At 57.4% G+C, this 18,069-nt stretch carries 12 protein-coding genes; 7 read left to right on the forward strand and 5 right to left on the reverse strand.

The genetic code is table 11. The annotated features are described in order from the left end of the window. Positions 1 to 90: 90 nt before the first annotated feature. Both PG888_RS12165 and PG888_RS12170 read right to left on the reverse strand, forming a co-directional pair. A complete protein-coding gene (locus PG888_RS12165; protein ID WP_270693465.1) occupies positions 91 to 1,554 on the reverse strand; it encodes a chitinase in 1,464 nt (487 codons plus the stop codon). 307 nt (positions 1,555 to 1,861) lie between these two features. Then, a complete protein-coding gene (locus PG888_RS12170; protein WP_270693463.1) occupies positions 1,862 to 3,082 on the reverse strand; it encodes a methyltransferase in 1,221 nt (406 codons plus the stop codon). 181 nt (positions 3,083 to 3,263) lie between these two features. On the opposite strand from PG888_RS12170, the gene PG888_RS12175 reads away from it, so the two are divergent. Next, positions 3,264 to 3,842: a PhnA domain-containing protein gene (locus tag PG888_RS12175; protein ID WP_270693462.1), complete on the forward strand. Its 579-nt coding sequence runs from the start codon at positions 3,264 to 3,266 to the stop codon at positions 3,840 to 3,842. Positions 3,843 to 4,038: 196 nt separating this feature from the next. Here the strand turns inward: PG888_RS12175 and PG888_RS12180 are convergent, their stop codons facing one another. Further along, positions 4,039 to 5,565 (reverse strand): fumarate hydratase, encoded by a 1,527-nt coding sequence (locus PG888_RS12180; protein ID WP_163128360.1) that lies wholly within the window; start codon positions 5,563 to 5,565, stop codon positions 4,039 to 4,041. A gap of 294 nt (positions 5,566 to 5,859) precedes the next feature. On the opposite strand from PG888_RS12180, the gene pabB reads away from it, so the two are divergent. The 3 genes from pabB to PG888_RS12195 all read left to right on the forward strand — a co-directional run bounded on the left by pabB (position 5,860) and on the right by PG888_RS12195 (position 9,264). After that, positions 5,860 to 7,143: an aminodeoxychorismate synthase component I gene (gene pabB, locus PG888_RS12185; RefSeq protein WP_270693459.1), complete on the forward strand. Its 1,284-nt coding sequence runs from the start codon at positions 5,860 to 5,862 to the stop codon at positions 7,141 to 7,143. 39 nt (positions 7,144 to 7,182) lie between these two features. Further along, positions 7,183 to 7,749: a CoA pyrophosphatase gene (locus PG888_RS12190; RefSeq protein ID WP_270693458.1), complete on the forward strand. Its 567-nt coding sequence runs from the start codon at positions 7,183 to 7,185 to the stop codon at positions 7,747 to 7,749. A gap of 216 nt (positions 7,750 to 7,965) precedes the next feature. Beyond that, positions 7,966 to 9,264 carry a serine/threonine transporter gene (locus tag PG888_RS12195; protein WP_270693457.1) on the forward strand — a complete coding sequence of 433 codons (1,299 nt, stop codon included), beginning with the start codon at positions 7,966 to 7,968 and terminating at the stop codon, positions 9,262 to 9,264. Positions 9,265 to 9,530: 266 nt separating this feature from the next. On the opposite strand, the gene PG888_RS12200 is transcribed toward PG888_RS12195, so the two are convergent. Together PG888_RS12200 and sstT are read right to left on the reverse strand one after the other, a co-directional pair. Continuing rightward, positions 9,531 to 10,523: a hypothetical protein gene (locus PG888_RS12200; RefSeq protein ID WP_182937513.1), complete on the reverse strand. Its 993-nt coding sequence runs from the start codon at positions 10,521 to 10,523 to the stop codon at positions 9,531 to 9,533. Positions 10,524 to 10,730: 207 nt separating this feature from the next. Continuing rightward, positions 10,731 to 11,981, reverse strand: a complete 1,251-nt coding sequence (gene sstT, locus PG888_RS12205; protein ID WP_005351744.1) for a serine/threonine transporter SstT — start codon at positions 11,979 to 11,981, stop codon at positions 10,731 to 10,733. Positions 11,982 to 12,336: 355 nt separating this feature from the next. Here sstT and PG888_RS12210 point away from each other — a divergent pair, with 355 nt between their 5' ends. From PG888_RS12210 to PG888_RS12220, 3 genes are all read left to right on the forward strand, one after another. Then, positions 12,337 to 14,253: a RecQ family ATP-dependent DNA helicase gene (locus tag PG888_RS12210; RefSeq protein WP_270693453.1), complete on the forward strand. Its 1,917-nt coding sequence runs from the start codon at positions 12,337 to 12,339 to the stop codon at positions 14,251 to 14,253. 591 nt (positions 14,254 to 14,844) lie between these two features. Then, on the forward strand, positions 14,845 to 16,767 hold the full coding sequence (locus tag PG888_RS12215) for a PrkA family serine protein kinase (protein WP_005333223.1): 1,923 nt from the start codon (positions 14,845 to 14,847) through the stop codon (positions 16,765 to 16,767). Positions 16,768 to 16,790: 23 nt separating this feature from the next. Continuing rightward, a complete protein-coding gene (locus PG888_RS12220) occupies positions 16,791 to 18,062 on the forward strand; it encodes a YeaH/YhbH family protein (protein ID WP_236562613.1) in 1,272 nt (423 codons plus the stop codon). Positions 18,063 to 18,069: the final 7 nt, after the last annotated feature.

An 18,069-nucleotide genomic window follows, 5' to 3' on the forward strand; every position in this document is an offset into this window, starting at 1 on the left:
GGCCATGATCTCGCACCTCGATAACTGTACGTAAGATCAGTATAGTTCGTGGTGGCTGCTAATCATGGGTAATCAGGATGGACTATCTCTTTATTTGGTTGTCACCAACGCCCAGGGGCCACCTTTGGCGGGATCATCCCCCTGCGTCCACCATTTGGCCTGATAGACGGCCCCCTTGTAACTCACTTTGTTGCCAGCGGTATAGACCTTTCTGGCCTCCCAGGCAGGCTGACCATCAACGGGCGGGTCAACCGGATCGACCGGGGCGGGATCGAGCTTGGCGACGATCCGCACTTTCGGCCAGTTGGCGTGGGAGCCATAGAAGTTGGTCACACACTTCTCGTAATCACCCGGTACCAACGCGGAATATGCGGTCTGGAAGCCCACCAGCTCGCACTCAAAGGAGTATCCACCCGGGCGATCCGGATAGTATTTCCAGTTGCCATCCCAGTTGGTGTAGAGCACGTCGGTGGCGCCGTTGAGATTGAGGCTGCCATAAGGAGTCTGCTGCCAGCAGGTATTCTTCTCATCCGCCTTGATCGGGATCTGGTAGTGGTTGGCCAGCCCTTCCCAGTAGCGGATGCGATTGACCGGCTGCCCCTTGTCCTTGTTCTGTTCACCGCACTCGATACCGCCGTTGATGACGTTGATGGTGGTGCCAAAGCCATAGCCGATACCGGCATCGGCCTCCCGTTTGGAAGGTACCCAGGTGCGATCAATCACGTGCAGCATGGCCGGTTTCGGGGCCTGCGGGGTGAGGAAGAACCAGATGGCCGAAGCGAGGTTGAGCCAGGAGTCAGCTACCAGTCCCGGGTTGTTGAGCAGCACCGAGGCATCGCCGTCAAACATCGCCTCGGAGAAGGCGCCGTAGTTGAAGTGGTAGGAGAGCTGCTTGGCGCCACGGCCGAAATACCCCTGACCAGTGCTGCAGGGCCACTTCTTGTTCTGCCAATCGTTCTGACCGCAGCCGGTGGTGTAACCGGTCTGCCCCTCTGACCAGCCCATCTCCCGCACATGCACCAGCGCCTGTTGCCACTCTTCCAACCCCAGCGGGTTGTCGGAGACGTTCTCCTTGGCGATATGGCCGCCAGTCTCCTGAGAGAAGTGGGCAAAGGCCGTCACGATGGATTTTTTACAGATGGCATCGGCATCACGCCCGTCGGTATATTCGCCACAGAACGCAGGGAATTTGCCGATAGCCCGCAAGAAGCGGACATAGGTATATTCCGGCGCCGCCATCTGGGTTAAATATTCCCATTCAGATTGGGGAAATACCCGTTCAACCCGTTTTACGTTGTCAGGATTGCTTGCCAGACCCGGTTCAATGGCATCGACTATTTTATTAGACCGAGTGGCCAATGCCTTGGCCCATATTGCATACATGGGATTGGCCGTCTTGGCTTTTTCCATGGCGGCCAGATCCGGTGCCGCAATGACATATCCCCCCGCATTTTGCGGATCGGGTTGAATATTCATGGCTGCACTCATTGCGGCATAGCTTGGCAATGCGCAGGCAGCGGCGATCAGCCAGGCGCAACGCTTGGGTTTGAACATGTTTACCGTCCTTGTTTGAGAATAACGCGCTCCAAGATTAGGTGTTTTAACCACTAAATTCACGATGAGAATTAAGAAATAGGCGGAATTTGTGAGCCATTTCACCTTGTGATATTCAGGGCAGCTGAAACAAATAAAAAGAACCCAAACGAAAACCTTAAAGCGTGATCTGTCGCGACTTTTTGGAAGGATGAGACGGCCAGGTGACCTGCCATCCATTCATTGTTCGTGATGAAAAAAATGACTGACACGCTCAGCCTGTCAGCCATCATCAATGTTCAAGAAGAATGCTCGAGAGAGCCGGACGTCAGGCGCGCACGGCACGGATCAGGATATTGCGCGGGGTCATGGGTTTGGCACAGAACTCCCCCACTTCGACCCGATAGCCCTGCTCTTGCAAAAAGAGCGCGCGATCCAGCGCCAGCCAGATCTCGAGAGGACGGCGAAACAGGTGGCGCACCAACTCCATCCGGGCGACATCGCCAAAGCGGCGCTCCCCGTGTGCCAAAAAGGCGGGATAGTCGAGTCCGGCTGACAGCGCTATCCCTTTGCGCTCGGCAGCCCAGCCGCAGAATGCCTCGAACGTGCCGGTCAGCAGGCTCTTTTGCATATTGGGCACCGGCAGATACTCATCAACCCCGCGCACCTGCCGCTGCAGACAGTCAAACCCGAGCCGCCACACCACTTCCTGCTCCCGCAGGCGGGCGATCCGCGCGCCGCCGGTGACCGTCTCCTGCAGCGGCAGCTTGAGATCCGCCTTGCTCAACACCAGCTCGCTGGCGTTGGCCGCTGCCGACAGCGGGCGATAGTGGCTGGAGCGGATCAGGTGGTAGCAACAGGGAGAGATAGTCACTCCGCTGGCACTGCGCTCGGCCACCCGCTCCAGCAGATGGGTGTGCAGCTCTCCGCAGGCATGAAGTGCCATGGCGTGGTGTTCGGGGGCAATCAGCGCCGCCGACTCGGGGGCAAAGGCATCGGCGCAGGTAAAGGTCATATTGGCGCCATCCCGCTCGGCCAGCAGCCGACCTTCGTCACAGAGCTGCCCTTGCAGCTCCAGACTGAGGATCGGAGCCTGTCGATGGAGCGACACCAGCCGCCCGAGGTGGCCCTTGCCGGCACACCACTCCAGATAGGGGCCCTGATGGGCAGGCAGGCAGGCGGTAAACGACTCGATCTGGGCCTGCTTGCGCCCCGGCATATGCAGCGCCATCTCCTTGCTGCAGTTGATGGGCTCCGGGGTAAAAGGGGCAAGCTGGCTGAGTTGCTGCAGCTGGGCCCCCTCGGCAATCCAGGGGGCAAGCAGCGTGCTGAGGGCATCCATATCCGCATCGAGCTCCGCCAGCTGGGTCAGAGTCAGCCCATCGAGCTGCGCCGCCAGTTCGGGCGCCTCATCGGCAAAGGCCATGGTCAGATGATGATATGGCTGATATTGCCACCAGCGCCGGTAGCGGGTGAGCAGTCGATCCAGTTGTTGAAAACGTTGAGCCAGCACGAATGCCCCTGCCTTGCAGTCAAAAAAGAGGCTCATTCTAGCGATCCCGCTTCAAATTGCACCCTCAATACCTTGTCATCAGTGCCACGCGACAACACGGCCAACCAGTGACCCAGGGCAGACCTGACAAAGTACGGGGTTTTATGCTATATTCCGCCCCCTCTTTCACGCGCCCCGCCAACGCGGGTCGCTTTACACTAGCTATGGGACCAACAACATGACCATCAACGCCATTCTGCAAGCGCGCGCGGGCGCCAAGTGTGAACTGTGCAGCGCCGAGCAGGCGCTGACCGCCTTAGTGGTGCCTCACTCCCCCGCCAGCGACGATGATCACAGCGTTGCTATCTGTGATACCTGCCGTGGTCAGCTGGAACAACCGGATACCCTGGTGGTCAACCACTGGCGTTGCCTGAGCGACAGCATGTGGAGCCAGGTGCCTGCGGTGCAGGTAATGGCATGGCGCCAGCTCAAAGCTCTCTCCGGCAAGGGTGAGGTGTGGGCTCAGGATCTGCTGGACATGATGTACATGGAAGACGAAGCCAAGGCCTGGGCCGAAGCCGGACTGGCTGACGAAGATGACGACAGCACGCCGACCGTCGACTCCAACGGCGCCGTGCTGCAAGAGGGCGACTCCGTCACCCTGATCAAGGATCTGGACGTGAAGGGCGCCGGTTTCACCGCCAAGCGCGGTACCTTGGTCAAGGGCATCCGTCTGACCAACAACCCGCTCCATATCGAAGGCAAGGTCAACGGCGTGCAGATCGTACTGGTTGCCGCCTACCTGAAAAAAGCCTAATCCAAGCTCGATTGCGCTGCAGACAGAGCACAAACACAACGAAAAAGGATGGCGTCACGCCATCCTTTTTTATATCTGCTTGCCACAAACGGTCAACCTGAGCCCATAGCAGGCCAGCCAAAGCAAAAAGGCGCATCCGGATGGACGCGCCTTGTTTACCTGGCCACTGCCGTTAACCGGCAGCGGGAACGGTCACTCAGGAGGAGAGTTTGCCGTCCAGCTCTGCAATTTTCGCAGACCAGTAGGCCGGGCCGGTTTCGTGGATATTGTTGCCTTCGGAGTCGACCGCAACGGTCACCGGCATATCTTCCACTTCAAACTCGTAGATCGCTTCCATGCCGAGATCGGCAAAGGCCACCACGCGCGCCTTCTTGATGGCTTTCGCCACCAGATAGGCGGCGCCGCCCACCGCCATCAGATAGACGGCCTTGTGCTGCTTGATGCTTTCGACGGTTTTCGGGCCACGCTCGGATTTGCCGATCATGCCGATAAGGCCGGTGTCACCCAGCATCATATCGGTGAACTTGTCCATCCGGGTGGAGGTGGTGGGGCCCGCCGGGCCAACCACTTCGTCACGTACCGCATCGACCGGACCTACGTAGTAGATGAAGCGGTTGGTGAAATCGACCCCTTCCGGCAGCCCTTCACCATTTTTCAGCATGTCGGCGATACGCTTGTGGGCGGCATCGCGACCGGTCAGGATCTTACCCGACAGCAGCACGGTATCGCCGCTCTTCCAACTGGCGAGCTCGGCCTTGGTGATGCCATCGACGTTGACGCGGCGCACGTTGCCACCCGCTTCACGGGTGATCTCCGGCCAGTCGCTCAGTTTCGGCGGGGTCAGCTCGGCGGGGCCTGAGCCATCCAGTTCGAAGTGAACGTGACGGGTGGCGGCGCAGTTGGGGATCATCACCACCGGCTTGGAGGCGGCGTGAGTCGGCGCGGATTTAACCTTCACATCCAGCACGGTAGTCAGGCCGCCCAAACCCTGAGCACCGATCCCCAGCTTGTTGACCTTGTCGTAGAGCTCGACCCGCAGCTTCTCTTCGGTGGTCTCGGGACCACGGGCGATCAGCTCCTGAATGTCGATGTGCTCCATCAGCGCCTCTTTGGCCAGCACCGCTGCTTTCTCGGCGGTACCGCCGATACCGATGCCCAGCATACCGGGCGGGCACCAGCCTGCGCCCATGGTCGGCACGGTTTTCAGCACCCACTCGACCACATCATCTGAGGGGTTGAGCATCACCATCTTGGATTTGTTCTCGGAGCCACCGCCTTTGGCCGCGATGCTCACTTCCACCTTGTTGCCGGGGATCATGTCGATATGCACCACGGCAGGGGCGTTGTCTTTGGTATTCTTGCGACTGCCGGCCGGATCGGCCAGCACGGAGGCGCGCAGCGGGTTGTCAGGATTGGTGTAGGCACGGCGAGTACCTTCATCCACCATCTCCTGCACCGTCATGTCGCTGTCCCACTGGACTTGCATGCCGATCTTGACGAAACAGGTCACGATGCCGGTGTCCTGGCAGAGCGGACGATGGCCTTCGGCGGACATGCGGGAGTTTATAAGGATCTGGGCCAGCGCATCTTTGGCGGCCGGGTTGGCCTCGCGGTCATAGGCCGCTTTGGCTGCCTGGACAAAATCCAACGGGTGGTAATAGGAGATGTACTGGAGGGCATCTGCGATAGAATCGATGAAATCCTGTTTTTTTATAATGCTCATATCATCCTCACTGGTCCTTATCCCTGCCAAAAGGCAGAGCAAGGGCTTCCATATGATGGGCCATGCTGACGTGCTGGCTAAAAACTATCAACCAGCAAAAAACGTACGACACGGCAGTTTTTTCTTAAGTCACCGGCACCTATGATACGCTTGCCCACCAGCACCGACTAGGGTTCGGGAACTAAACTGTTGCCTGTGTAACATAAAATGACGCCAACACTTCATATCCATCATCTAGACCATCGCGCTGAACTCCATCAGCTTTTTGCCCGCCTGCAACATCAGCCATGGGCTATGTTGCTGGAATCGGCAGGGCCACTCGGCGCCGACAACGGCGTTGATATCATCAGCGCCGATCCGCTGGCGACCTTAGAGACCCGTGGTCTTGTCACCACACTCACCCGGCATGACGAGACCAGCGAGCACCATGAAGATCCCCTCGCCCTGCTGGCCCATACCCAGCAACAACTGCTGGGGGAGCTGGATCTGTGCGCCACTCGCCTTCCCTTTATTGGCGGCGCCCTCGGTCTGTTTGGCTATGATCTGGGCCGCCGCTTCGAGCGACTGCCGGTGCAGGCTGCCGCCGATATCGCAGTGCCCGACATGGCGGTGGGTATCTACGACTGGGCGCTGCTGCGCAATGTGGCGAGCGGCGACTGGCAGCTGGTGCACTGGGGAGATGAAGCGGGCCTTGCCAAGCGGCTGGCCTGGCTTGAACAACAACAGGCCGCCCCGCTCCCCGCTTTTTCCTTGCAGGGATCGTGGCAGAGCAATATGAGCCGCGCGGAATATGGCGAGAAGTTTGCCCGCATTCAGGAATACCTCGCCGCGGGGGATTGCTACCAGATCAACCTGACCCAGCGTTTCAGCGCCCCCTATCAGGGGGATGAGTGGCAGGCCTACTGCCTGCTAGCCAGCGCCAACAAGGCCCCCTTCTCGGCCTTTATCCGCTTGCCGGACAGCGCGCTGCTGAGCCTCTCCCCCGAGCGGTTCCTGCTGCTCGATGGCCGCCATATCGAAACCAAGCCCATCAAGGGCACTCGCCCTCGCCACCCTGATCCGGCTACCGATCGGCAAGTCGCGCTGGAGCTGGCACAGGCCGACAAGGACAGATCAGAGAATCTGATGATCGTGGATCTGCTGCGCAACGACATCGGGCGGGTCAGCCGGCCTGGCTCGGTCAGCGTGCCTCATCTCTTTAGCGTGGAGTCGTTTCCAGCGGTGCATCATCTGGTCTCTACCATCCACGGTGAGCTCGATGCACGCTGGCAAGGGGTCGATCTGCTGCGCGCCTGTTTCCCGGGCGGTTCCATCACCGGCGCCCCCAAGATCCGCGCCATGGAGATCATCGAGGAGCTGGAGCCCCAGCGCCGCAATGCCTATTGCGGCAGCATCGGCTATCTCAGCCAGCATGGCCGGATGGATACCAGCATCTGCATTCGTACCCTGATCGCCGAAGCGGGTCGTCTGCACTGTTGGGCGGGTGGCGGTATCATTGCCGACTCCGATGCCGACAGCGAATATCAGGAGACTTATGACAAGGTCGCCCGCATCCTGCCGCCCCTCTCGGCGCTGTAACCCCGACCAGCAACCGCATCAAAGATGGAGCTGCCTCCCATGGATCGCCACGAACTGCTGACCCGCTTCCAGTTGCAGCAACCCGCCCCGGCCCACCGCCTAGCCATTGGCGGGCTCAGCCCGGCGGCGGTGTTGATCCCGGTGGTGATGCGCGACGAGGGGCTCAGCGTGTTATTGACCCGACGCAGCCCCCGGCTGCGTCATCATGGGGGGCAGATAAGCTTCCCCGGTGGGCGACAGGAGCCCGGCGACGAGAGCCTGATCGCCACGGCGCTGCGGGAGACCGAAGAGGAGCTCGGCATTCCGGCGCAGCTGATCGAGGTGATCGGCACCCTCAACCCGCTCAATACGGTGTCACGATTCGAGGTGCTGCCGGTGCTGGGGCTGCTCGATGGCGACTATCCCCTTATTCTGAGTCCGGACGAGGTGGATCATGCCTTCGAAGTGCCGCTGACCCATCTGCTGGATCGGCGCAACCACATCCCCCTGACCCTTGCCAGAGGCGGAAAACAGCACACCATCTACTGGATCCCCTGGCAACAGCACTTTATCTGGGGAGCCACCGCCAGCATGATCAACCAGCTAGCCCGACACCTCGCGAGATAACATCTCGCTTACATTTCCATGCGCAAAATTTGTCCGTTAACACTAAACTAACGTGCCAGATGATAAACAAAAATTGAACTTTTCTTGTTTTGATCACATTTCCATAAGAAAGTGCGGTTTTCTGTGCCGTAAAGATGAATTTGATCAACATTTTTGATTAAAAAAACCGTATCCTTGCGCCGACTTAATAAGAACCACACATTCGGGGTGAGATAGATGTCAAACACAGTCACTGGCACGCAGGGAGTTGCGGCGTCAACGGAGCAAGGGATCCGCTCTACTCAAACCACTCGTTGGGAAAAACGCGACTCTACCTGGGTCATCAGCCTGTTCGGGACCGCGGTTGGCGCGGGTATCCTGTTCCTGCCGATCAACGCGGGTATGGGCGGTTTCTGGCCGCTGGTCGTCATGGCGCTGCTGGTGGGTCCCATGACCTATCTGGCCCACCGTGGTCTGGCCCGCTTCGTGCTTTCCTCCAAAAAGCCCAATGCAGACATCACCGAAGTGGTGGAAGAGCACTTTGGCGTGGGGGCCGGTAAATTAATCACCCTGCTCTACTTCTTCGCCATCTACCCCATCGTGCTGATCTACGGCGTGGGTATCACCAACACCGTTGAAAGCTTCATGGTCAATCAGCTGCAGATGAGTGCCCCGCCGCGCTGGATCCTCTCCATTGTGCTGATCATGGGCATGATGTCGGTGATGCTGGCCGGTGAGAAGCTGATGCTGAAAGTCACCGAGCTGCTGGTTTACCCGCTGATCGTCATTCTGGCCGGTATCTCTTTGTACCTCATTCCGGACTGGACCGGCGCCGCGCTGGAGCAAGTACCCTCCGCCAAGGATTTCGCCACCACACTGTGGCTGACCATCCCGGTACTGGTCTTCTCCTTCAACCACAGCCCGGCCATCTCCAGCTTCTCGCTGGCACAGCGCCGCGATCACGGTGATCACGCCGTCCAGAAAGCCGATGCCATCCTCAAGCGTACCGCCATGGTGCTGCTGGGCTTCGTGATGTTCTTCGTCTTCTCCTGCGTCATGAGCCTGACACCGGCCCAGCTGGCAGAAGCCAAGGCCCAGAACATCGCCGTGCTATCCTATCTGGCCAACCAGCATGCCAGCCCCATCATCTCCTACTTCGGTCCGCTGGTTGCGTTCGTGGCCATCGTCTCCTCCTTCTTCGGTCACTATCTGGGTGCCCGTGAAGGTCTGAAAGGGATGATCGTGCAGAACATGCGCAACTCTGGCAAAGAGCCGAATGCCAAGAAAGTCGAGATGTTCATCATCGCCTTCTTCATCCTGACCCTGTGGGGCACTGCTATTGCCAACCCTTCCATCCTGGGCATGATTGAATCCTTGGGCGGCCCGATCATCGCTACCATCCTGTTCATCATGCCGATGTACGCCATCAAGCGCGTACCGGCTATGGCGAAATATCAGGGCCATATCAGCAACGTCTTCGTTGCAACCATGGGCATGATCGCCATCTCCGCCATCCTCTATCAGCTGGTCGGTTAATCCCCTACCTGCCGCTGATAGCAAAAAGCCAGCCGAACACTCGGCTGGCTTTTTTTATTGCGTTGTCCCGTCCTGAATAGTCTTGCCACTCATCACGCAGTTATTGCAGCCACAGCACCTGAACTCACACAACAACCAAGGAAACAACCCTTATCCGGCAACCACATCATGATGTTTCAGGGCTTCGCACCGAACCTCGACCAACAAAAATGCCAGTCGGGTAAGCGACTGGCATCTCTTGATAAACACGCACTATCTCTGGCTGATTAGAGTGGTTGCGCTTCCAACAGGAACGGTGTGATACCGGTGATTTCCGGAATACCGAGCACCAGGGTGTCTTTCTGACCATTGCTACCCGGTTTCATGGTCAGATATGCAGTGACACTGGCGTTGCGATCGGCAAATTCGCGCATCCTTTTTTCCCAGAGCCCCTCATAAATTTTTCCCTCTTTGATATCAGCAGGCCCTGTCAAGGTATTGAAACTGCATGACCGATTGTTCCAACCAGTCAACGTCAGCTTGTTCAAACCTTGAGTGTTGGCCTCTGTCTCACCGCTTACAGAACACCCTTCTTTAAACAGGATGGTCAGCTTGATCCCCAAACCATTGTTGCTGCGCTCGGTTTTGAAATCTTGAAACAGTGCACTCTCCCCAAGGTTGTACCAGGAGTCCGCGTTGATAGGCGCAGTGACCATCGGCTGCAATGCCACTTGGCCGCCCCAATTCTGAATAGTGAGTGCAGAATCGATTTTGGCTTTGACGGGTCGATAATCGAGTACCCAGAGTGACTGGCTGCTTCCCGCCGTATCTGGCACAGACGCCACCTTGACCAACCCATCGACATTGGTATTGGACTTTTGCTCAGCCGAGTCGAAGGTACTGGGTTGGCTTTTGTTCACCAGCAACGACAACGTCAGTGGGTAACCCTCACCTTTATTCAGAGAAGAGAAGCCTTGAGGGAAGGTATAAGTGCTGACTGTGGCACTTCTTTTCTCAGCAATGTTCATCGCCCAACCCGTGCCCTCTGTGGACGCCGGATAGACAAGGCCGACCGCACGATAACTGTTGTTGACCGGACGGTTGATTAACTGCCCCTGAGCGTCCATCAGGACGGGGAGATAGACGCCAGCCACCGGCAGCGCCCTCGGTTGCGGCTCCGGTGGCGTGGTACCACCACCACCACTATCTCCGCCACCACCACCGCAACCAACCAAACCTAATGCACCAATAATTGCCCACGAAAGCGTAGTTTTTTTCATTATTTAATCTCGTTTTTTAGCCTGAACCTTATTATTCCGCAGCTATTTTAACGGGGCAGCACCCGCACTGTCTGTCGGCTATTTGTAACCAAACATTTCATCAAAATGAATGTTTTCTTGCGCACTCCTCTCCTCAACACATTTAGGCCCGCTGATATAAAAAGCCCCTCACAGAGAGGGGCTGAATCGAAAAATCGAGCTACCGGCTCACGCCTCGCTGCTGGGCAGCGCGGAAGGTTCCAGCAGGGTTTCATCTTCGGCCATGCAAGCAGCGGCGGTGAACAGTACGTCGGTGGAGCTGTTCAGCGCCGTCTCGGCAGAATCCTGCAGCACGCCGATGATAAAGCCGACTGCTACCACCTGCATGGCGATGTCATTGCTGATGCCAAACAGGCTACAGGCCAGCGGGATCAGCAGCAAGGAGCCGCCCGCCACACCGGAAGCGCCACAGGCACTGATGGTGGCGACTACGGAGAGCAGAATGGCCGTTGCCATGTCCACTTCCATCCCCAGGGTATGTACCGCCGCCATGGCGAGCACAGTGATGGTGATAGCTGCACCCGCCATATTGATGGTGGCACCCAGCGGGATGGAGACCGCGTAGGTATCTTTGGGCAGGCGCAGTTTTTCACACAGCGCCATGTTGACCGGAATGTTGGCGGCAGAGCTGCGGGTAAAGAAGGCGGTCACGCCGCTCTCTTTGAGGCAGGTCAGCACCAGCGGATAGGGGTTGCGCTTTATCTTCCAGAAGACGATCAATGGGTTGACCACAAAGGCGATAAACAGCATGCAGCCGATCAGCACCACCAGCAGTTGAGCATAGCCAAACAGGGCATCGAAGCCGGTCTCTGCCAGAGTGGAGGCAACCAGACCCAGGATCCCGAGCGGAGCACAGCGGATCACCGCTTTCACGATGGCGGATACACCGTGAGACAGGTCAGTGATCAGCGCCTTGGTGCTCTCGTTGGCATGGCGCATGGCGATACCCAGACCGATGGCCCACGCAAGGATCCCGATATAGTTGGCATCCATCAACGCCTTGACCGGGTTGGTCACCACGTTGAACAGCAGGGTCTGCAGTACCTCGGTGATCCCGCCGGGCGGGGTGATCTCGGCAGTATTGGCCACCAGATGGAGGTTGGAGGGGAACAGGAAGCTGGCAATCACCGCGACCACGGCCGCAGAGAAGGTACCAAACAGGTAGAGCGCCAGCAGCGGGCGAATATTGGTCTTCTGACCCTGCTTGTGACCAATGATGGCCGCCATCACCAGTACGAATACCAGCAGCGGAGCTACCGCTTTCAGTGCACCAACGAACAGACTGCCAAGCAGACCTGCCGTTTTCGCCCACTCGGGCGCAAACAGTGCCAGCAAGATACCGAATACCAGACCAACCAGGATCTGGCTGACCAGGCTGGTGCTATTGACCAGCCGAAGGAGGGGGTGTTGTTGTGTCATCAAAAAAGTCCCTAAGCACCGTAGTGCATGAATCATGAGTCCTGTCTGCAACCACTCATCGGGAGACCCCTGTCGCCCGAATGTGGTGTCTGTGGCCAGCCTTCTGTCGGGCCGATCCGCCAGTCACCGGATTGCATGACGGAATATCCCATTCGCCATCTTTTTTTTCCAGAGACTCACCAAAAAATATCCCGTTTCCATCACAAAAAACCGCAACAAAACCTTAACCACAGCGCAACCACCCATTTTTGTACGTTTTATCGACACTCTCTGCCCTTACCCTCACGACCATTCCTGTGTCATCCGTGATCGGCGTCGCTGTGCTATCATCCCCCATTTGCCGCGGAGCCTTGCCATGATCCCATCCCTGCTCAACCAATATTTTGGTTTCTCCGCACTCAGGCCAGGTCAGGAAGCGGTGATCAGCCGGGTGCTGGCTGGTCAGAGTGCCGCCGCCATCTTTCCCACCGGCTCCGGCAAGTCGCTCTGTTATCAACTGCCGGCCCTCGCCCTGCCTCACCTGACCCTTGTGATCTCTCCGCTACTGGCGTTGATGCACGATCAGCTCGCCTTCCTTAAAAGCAAGGGAATAAGCGCCGCCACCCTCGACTCGAGCCAGAGCCCGGAGGAGAGCCGACGAGTGATGCAGCAGGCGCTGGATGGCCAGCTCAAGATCCTGATGATCTCGGTGGAACGACTCAAGAACGAGCGTTTTCGCCGCTTTATCCAGCAAGTACCGCTCTCGCTGCTGGTCGTCGATGAGGCGCACTGTATCTCGGAGTGGGGCCACAACTTTCGCCCCGACTACCTCAAGCTGCCGAGCTATCGCCATGACCTGAAGATCCCGCAGGTATTGCTGCTGACCGCTACCGCCACGCCGGCGGTGATTCAGGATATGCAGACCAAATTCGGCATCGCGCCGGAGGGGGTCGTGGTCACCGGTTTCTACCGCTCCAATCTTGATCTGGCGGTCATTCCCCTGGCGCCCGATGCGCGGGATAGCTGGCTCGCGCAGGAGCTGGCAAACGATCCGGCGGCCCCCACTATCGTCTACGTCACCTTGCAACACACCGCCGAAGCCTGCGCCGAGCAACTCATTAGAGAAGGGATCAACGCCCGCGCCTATCATGCCGGACTCGACTCGGCGCTGCGCAGTCAGATCCAGCACGACTTCATGGCGGGCAAGGTGGATTGCATCGTCGCCACCATCGCCTTTGGCATGGGGATCGACAAAGCGGATATCCGGCGGGTCATTCACTACGATCTGCCCAAATCCATCGAAAACTACAGCCAGGAGATTGGCCGCGCCGGACGAGATGGCCAGCCATCGCGCTGTATCGTGCTGGCCAACCAGAGCCAGCTGCCGGTGCTGGAGAACTTCGTCTACGGCGATACGCCGGATTTGAGTGCCATCCTCCAGCTCCTTGCCATCATCAAGCAGAGCGGGGCCGAGTGGGAATTCACCCTACTGCGCCTATCTAACGACACCAACATTCGCCAACTGCCCCTCAAAACCCTGCTGGTCTATCTGGAGATGGCGGGCATCATCACCCCGGCCTACAGCTACTACGCCGACTACCGCTTCAAGTTTGTGCTGGATAAAGGCGAGATAGTGAGTCGCTTCAATCAGGATCGCCGCCAGTTTCTGGAGCAGCTGTTCGCCTGCGCCCCGCAAGCTCGCAGCTGGTGCACCATGGACTTTGATGCCCTCTGGCAGAGCTATCAGGGGGAGCGGCAGCGGGCCGTTGCGGCGCTCGACTACCTGCAACATCAAGGCTGGATCGAGCTTGAAAGCAAACAGATGACCGAGGTCTACCGGATCACCCGTCAGGGGTGGGACAACGAGCAGGAAGCAAATGCCCTGCACGCCCTGTTCCAGCAAAAAGAGCAGAGCGAGCTGGCAAGACTGCAAGCCATGCTCGACTTTTTCACCTCAAGTGAGTGCCTGAGTCACCGCCTCGCCCGCTATTTTGCCGATGAGGTGGCACCGGTTCATTGTGGCCATTGTTCGGTTTGTCGTGGCAAGGTGGCACATCTCCCTCCCCTGCCCCAACTGGCCATGCCAAACGAGGCGGGGATCCGCGCCTGGTGCGATCCGCTGATTGCCAAGACCGGTTCCGTGGATGCTCGTGTTCTGGCCCGTTTTTTGTGTGGTATCGCCACACCGCTGACCAGCCGGGTCAAAGCCAAATCGCTGGCGGGTGCAGGCCAGTTGGCCGCGCACCCGTTTGCCCGCGTCTTGGCGGCAGTGCAACAAGCCTACCCTTGCTAGATGAGTGCTGACGGCGTCAATAGCCACCAGCAGAAACAAGCGTTTACTGACACAGAAAAAGAAGACCCTCGCGGTTGCGAGGGTCAAGCCAACGGAAACGTGCTTAAACAGAGCTTGGTGAGGCAACAGTCAACTCTCTTGCTAAAGCGTCTTGCTGCTCACACATCGCCAATCTATGGCACTCAAAATGTAGCGTCAATGTAAAAATTAGAGTCTAAACTCCAAACAAGGCAATTTACGTTGACGTTCACGTAATGGTATTCTCATTCATAACCCCGCCAACCCGCAGCCCCATTGCCTTTCGTCAAACCCCTTAATCTTTTCGCAATAAGTTCCCTGTTTCCCATAAACATTTATTTTTTATGTCTTTGACATTTACCTCACCATCGTGGCAAAAATAATTTAACAGTCAGTAACATAGCGGTGTTGTTGACTGACCCTCCCCGCACAAGGATCGGGCAGGTTTCTTCAGAATTTAACCTATCAACCGTGATGGATTACTGGAGTCTGTTGACTAGGCTTTAAAAGCGCACAACACAAAAGCAGTCATCCACTTTTTTCAGGGTAAGCGACTATAACGAGGGCAAAGTTATGGGCATATTCGAGCATTACCAACAGCGATATGAAAAAGCGAGAGAAGAGGAATATACCATCCAGGAGTTCCTGGATATGTGTAAGCAGGACAAAGCCTGCTACGCCTCCGCAGCCGAACGTCTGCTGACCGCCATTGGTGAGCCGGAGATGGTAGACACCTCAGCCAACCCCAGACTGAGCCGACTCTTCTCCAACCGCGTCGTGGCACGCTATCCCGCCTTCAAGGATTTCTACGGGATGGAAGAGGCCATCGAACAGATCGTCTCCTACCTCAAACACTCCGCCCAAGGGCTGGAGGAGAAGAAACAGATCCTCTATCTGCTGGGCCCCGTTGGCGGCGGTAAATCCTCGCTGGCAGAGAAACTCAAATCCCTGATGCAGAAGGTGCCCATCTATCGCATCAAGGGCTCACCGGTCAACGATCACCCCTTCTGCCTGTTCGATATCGAAGAGGATGGGGAGATCCTGGAAAAAGAGTACGGCATCCCACGCCGTTACCTGCGTCCCATCATGTCCCCCTGGGTGGCCAAACGCCTGCACGAGTTCGGCGGCGACATCACCAAGTTCAAGGTGGAGAAGGTCAACCCCTCCATCCTCGATCAAATTGCCATCGCCAAAACGGAACCGGGTGATGACAACAACCAGGATATCTCCTCACTGGTCGGCAAGGTCGATATCCGCATGCTGGAGCACTTCGCCCAGGATGATGCCGATGCCTACTCCTACTCGGGTGCGCTGTGCAAGGCGAACCAGGGTGTGATGGAGTTTGTGGAGATGTTCAAAGCGCCTATCAAGGTACTGCACCCGCTGCTGACAGCAACCCAGGAGGGTAACTACAACGGTACCGAAGGGCTCTCAGCCCTCCCCTTTGACGGCATTCTGCTGGCTCACTCCAACGAATCCGAATGGCAGCAGTTCCGCAACAACAAGAACAACGAAGCCTTCCTCGACCGGGTCTACATCGTCAAGGTGCCTTACTGCCTACGCGTCTCGGAAGAGGTGAAGATCTACGAGAAGCTGCTGATCAACAGCGAATTGACCGAGGCCAAATGCGCCCCGGGCACCCTCGAGCTGCTGGGCCAGTTTTCTGTGTTGTCACGGCTGAAAGAGCCGGAAAACTCCAGCATCTACTCCAAGATGCGGGTCTATGATGGCGAGAGCCTGAAGGACACCGATCCCAAGGCGAAGAGCTATCAGGAGTATCGCGACTACGCCGGTGTGGACGAGGGGATGAATGGTCTCTCAACCCGCTTCGCGTTCAAGATCCTCTCCCGCGTCTTCAACTTCGACCATGCGGAAGTGGCCGCCAACCCGGTGCATCTCTTCTATGTGCTGGAGCAGCAGATCGAGCGCGAGCAGTTCCCGCAAGAGCTGCACGATCGCTACCTTGAGTTCATCAAGGGCTATCTGACCCCGCGCTATGTGGAGTTCATCGGCAAGGAGATCCAGACTGCCTATCTCGAGTCCTACTCCGAGTACGGTCAGAACATCTTCGATCGCTACGTCACCTACGCCGACTTCTGGATCCAGGATCAAGAGTACCGTGATCCCGAAACCGGCCAGCTGTTTGACAGAGCATCCCTCAACAGCGAGCTGGAGAAAATTGAAAAACCCGCCGGGATCAGCAACCCGAAAGATTTCCGTAACGAAATCGTCAACTTCGTGCTGCGTGCCCGGGCCAACAATGCAGGCCGTAACCCCAACTGGACCAGTTACGAGAAGCTGCGCACCGTGATCGAGAAGAAGATGTTCTCCAACACGGAAGAGCTGCTGCCGGTTATCTCCTTCAACAGCAAAACCTCGGCCGAGGAGCAGAAGAAGCACGATAACTTTGTCGAACGGATGATGGAGAAAGGCTACACCCGCAAACAGGTGCGACTGCTCTCCGAATGGTATCTCAGGGTACGCAAGTCATCCTGACCCTGACTGTTCAAGGGGGAGTTATGGCGCATTTTATCGACCGCAGGCTCAACGGCAAAAACAAAAGCGCTGTCAATCGGCAGCGCTTCATCCGCCGCTACAAGAAGCAGATAAAACAAGCGGTCTCGGATGCTGTCTCCAAGCGCAGCATTCAGGACGTAGACAAGGGCGAGAGCATCAGCATCCCGACCAAGGATATCGGCGAGCCCCATTTTCATCAGGGGCACGGTGGTAAACGGGAGATGGTGCATCCCGGCAATGACCAGTTCGTCTCCGGCGACAAGATTGACCGCCCCAAAGGAGGGGGCGGTGGACAGGGTTCCGGCGAGGGACAAGCATCCAATCAGGGTGAAGGGGCCGATGATTTCGTGTTCCAGATCTCCAAGGATGAGTATCTCGATCTGCTGTTTGAAGATCTGGAGCTGCCTAGGCTGCAGAAAACCCAGCTCAATCAGCTGATGGAGGTCAAAACCTATCGGGCGGGCTACACCTCAAACGGGGTGCCCGCCAACATCAACGTGGTGCGCTCGCTACAAAACTCGCTGGCACGGCGCATGGCGTTGCAAGCTGGCAAAAAGCGCCAGTTGCATGAACTGGAAGAGCGACTGGCACTGCTGGCCGCCGATCCCAACGAGCACTTTGCCGAAATAGCCCTGCTCGAGAAGGAGATCAGGGAGCTGAAACGACGGATCGATGCGGTGCCGTTTATTGACACCTTCGACCTCAAATTCAACAACTTCGTCAAACGGCCCGTCCCTTCCAGTCAGGCGGTGATGTTCTGTCTGATGGACGTCTCGGGCTCCATGGATCAGGCCACCAAGGAGATGGCCAAACGTTTCTATATCCTGCTCTATCTGTTCCTGAGCCGGACTTACAAGAACGTAGAAGTGGTCTATATCCGCCACCATACCCAGGCCAAGGAGGTGGATGAACACGAGTTCTTCTACTCCCAGGAGACTGGCGGCACCATCGTCTCCAGCGCCCTCAAGATGATGAATGACATCATCAATGAGCGTTATCCCGCCAACCAGTGGAACATCTATGCGGCGCAGGCATCGGATGGTGACAACTGGGCTGATGACTCACCGCAGTGCCGTGAAATTCTGGCGCGGGACATCATGCCAAGGGTGCGGTACTACTCCTACATCGAGATCACCACCCGTGCCCACCAGACCCTGTGGCACGAATATGAGTCGGTAGCCAGCCAGTTCCCCCACTTTGCGATGGAGCACATTCGCAAGGTCGAGGATATCTATCCGGTGTTCCGCGAGCTGTTCAAGAAACAAGCGGCGTGAGGAGGTC

Origin of the sequence: Aeromonas sp. QDB23, assembly GCF_027707745.1 — a bacterium.
Classification (GTDB): Bacteria; Pseudomonadota; Gammaproteobacteria; order Enterobacterales; family Aeromonadaceae; genus Aeromonas; species Aeromonas allosaccharophila.

Bases quoted from the DNA above. Each gene is read 5' to 3' on its own strand.
- PG888_RS12165 (WP_270693465.1), bottom strand. From the start codon at position 1,554: ATGTTCAAACCCAAGCGTTGCGCCTGGCTGATCGCCGCTGCCTGCGCA.
- PG888_RS12170 (WP_270693463.1), bottom strand. From the start codon at position 3,082: ATGAGCCTCTTTTTTGACTGCAAGGCAGGGGCATTCGTGCTGGCTCAA.
- PG888_RS12175 (WP_270693462.1), top strand. From the start codon at position 3,264: ATGACCATCAACGCCATTCTGCAAGCGCGCGCGGGCGCCAAGTGTGAA.
- PG888_RS12180 (WP_163128360.1), bottom strand. From the start codon at position 5,565: ATGAGCATTATAAAAAAACAGGATTTCATCGATTCTATCGCAGATGCC.
- pabB (WP_270693459.1), top strand. From the start codon at position 5,860: ATGTTGCTGGAATCGGCAGGGCCACTCGGCGCCGACAACGGCGTTGAT.
- PG888_RS12190 (WP_270693458.1), top strand. From the start codon at position 7,183: ATGGATCGCCACGAACTGCTGACCCGCTTCCAGTTGCAGCAACCCGCC.
- PG888_RS12195 (WP_270693457.1), top strand. From the start codon at position 7,966: ATGTCAAACACAGTCACTGGCACGCAGGGAGTTGCGGCGTCAACGGAG.
- PG888_RS12200 (WP_182937513.1), bottom strand. From the start codon at position 10,523: ATGAAAAAAACTACGCTTTCGTGGGCAATTATTGGTGCATTAGGTTTG.
- sstT (WP_005351744.1), bottom strand. From the start codon at position 11,981: ATGACACAACAACACCCCCTCCTTCGGCTGGTCAATAGCACCAGCCTG.
- PG888_RS12210 (WP_270693453.1), top strand. From the start codon at position 12,337: ATGATCCCATCCCTGCTCAACCAATATTTTGGTTTCTCCGCACTCAGG.
- PG888_RS12215 (WP_005333223.1), top strand. From the start codon at position 14,845: ATGGGCATATTCGAGCATTACCAACAGCGATATGAAAAAGCGAGAGAA.
- PG888_RS12220 (WP_236562613.1), top strand. From the start codon at position 16,791: ATGGCGCATTTTATCGACCGCAGGCTCAACGGCAAAAACAAAAGCGCT.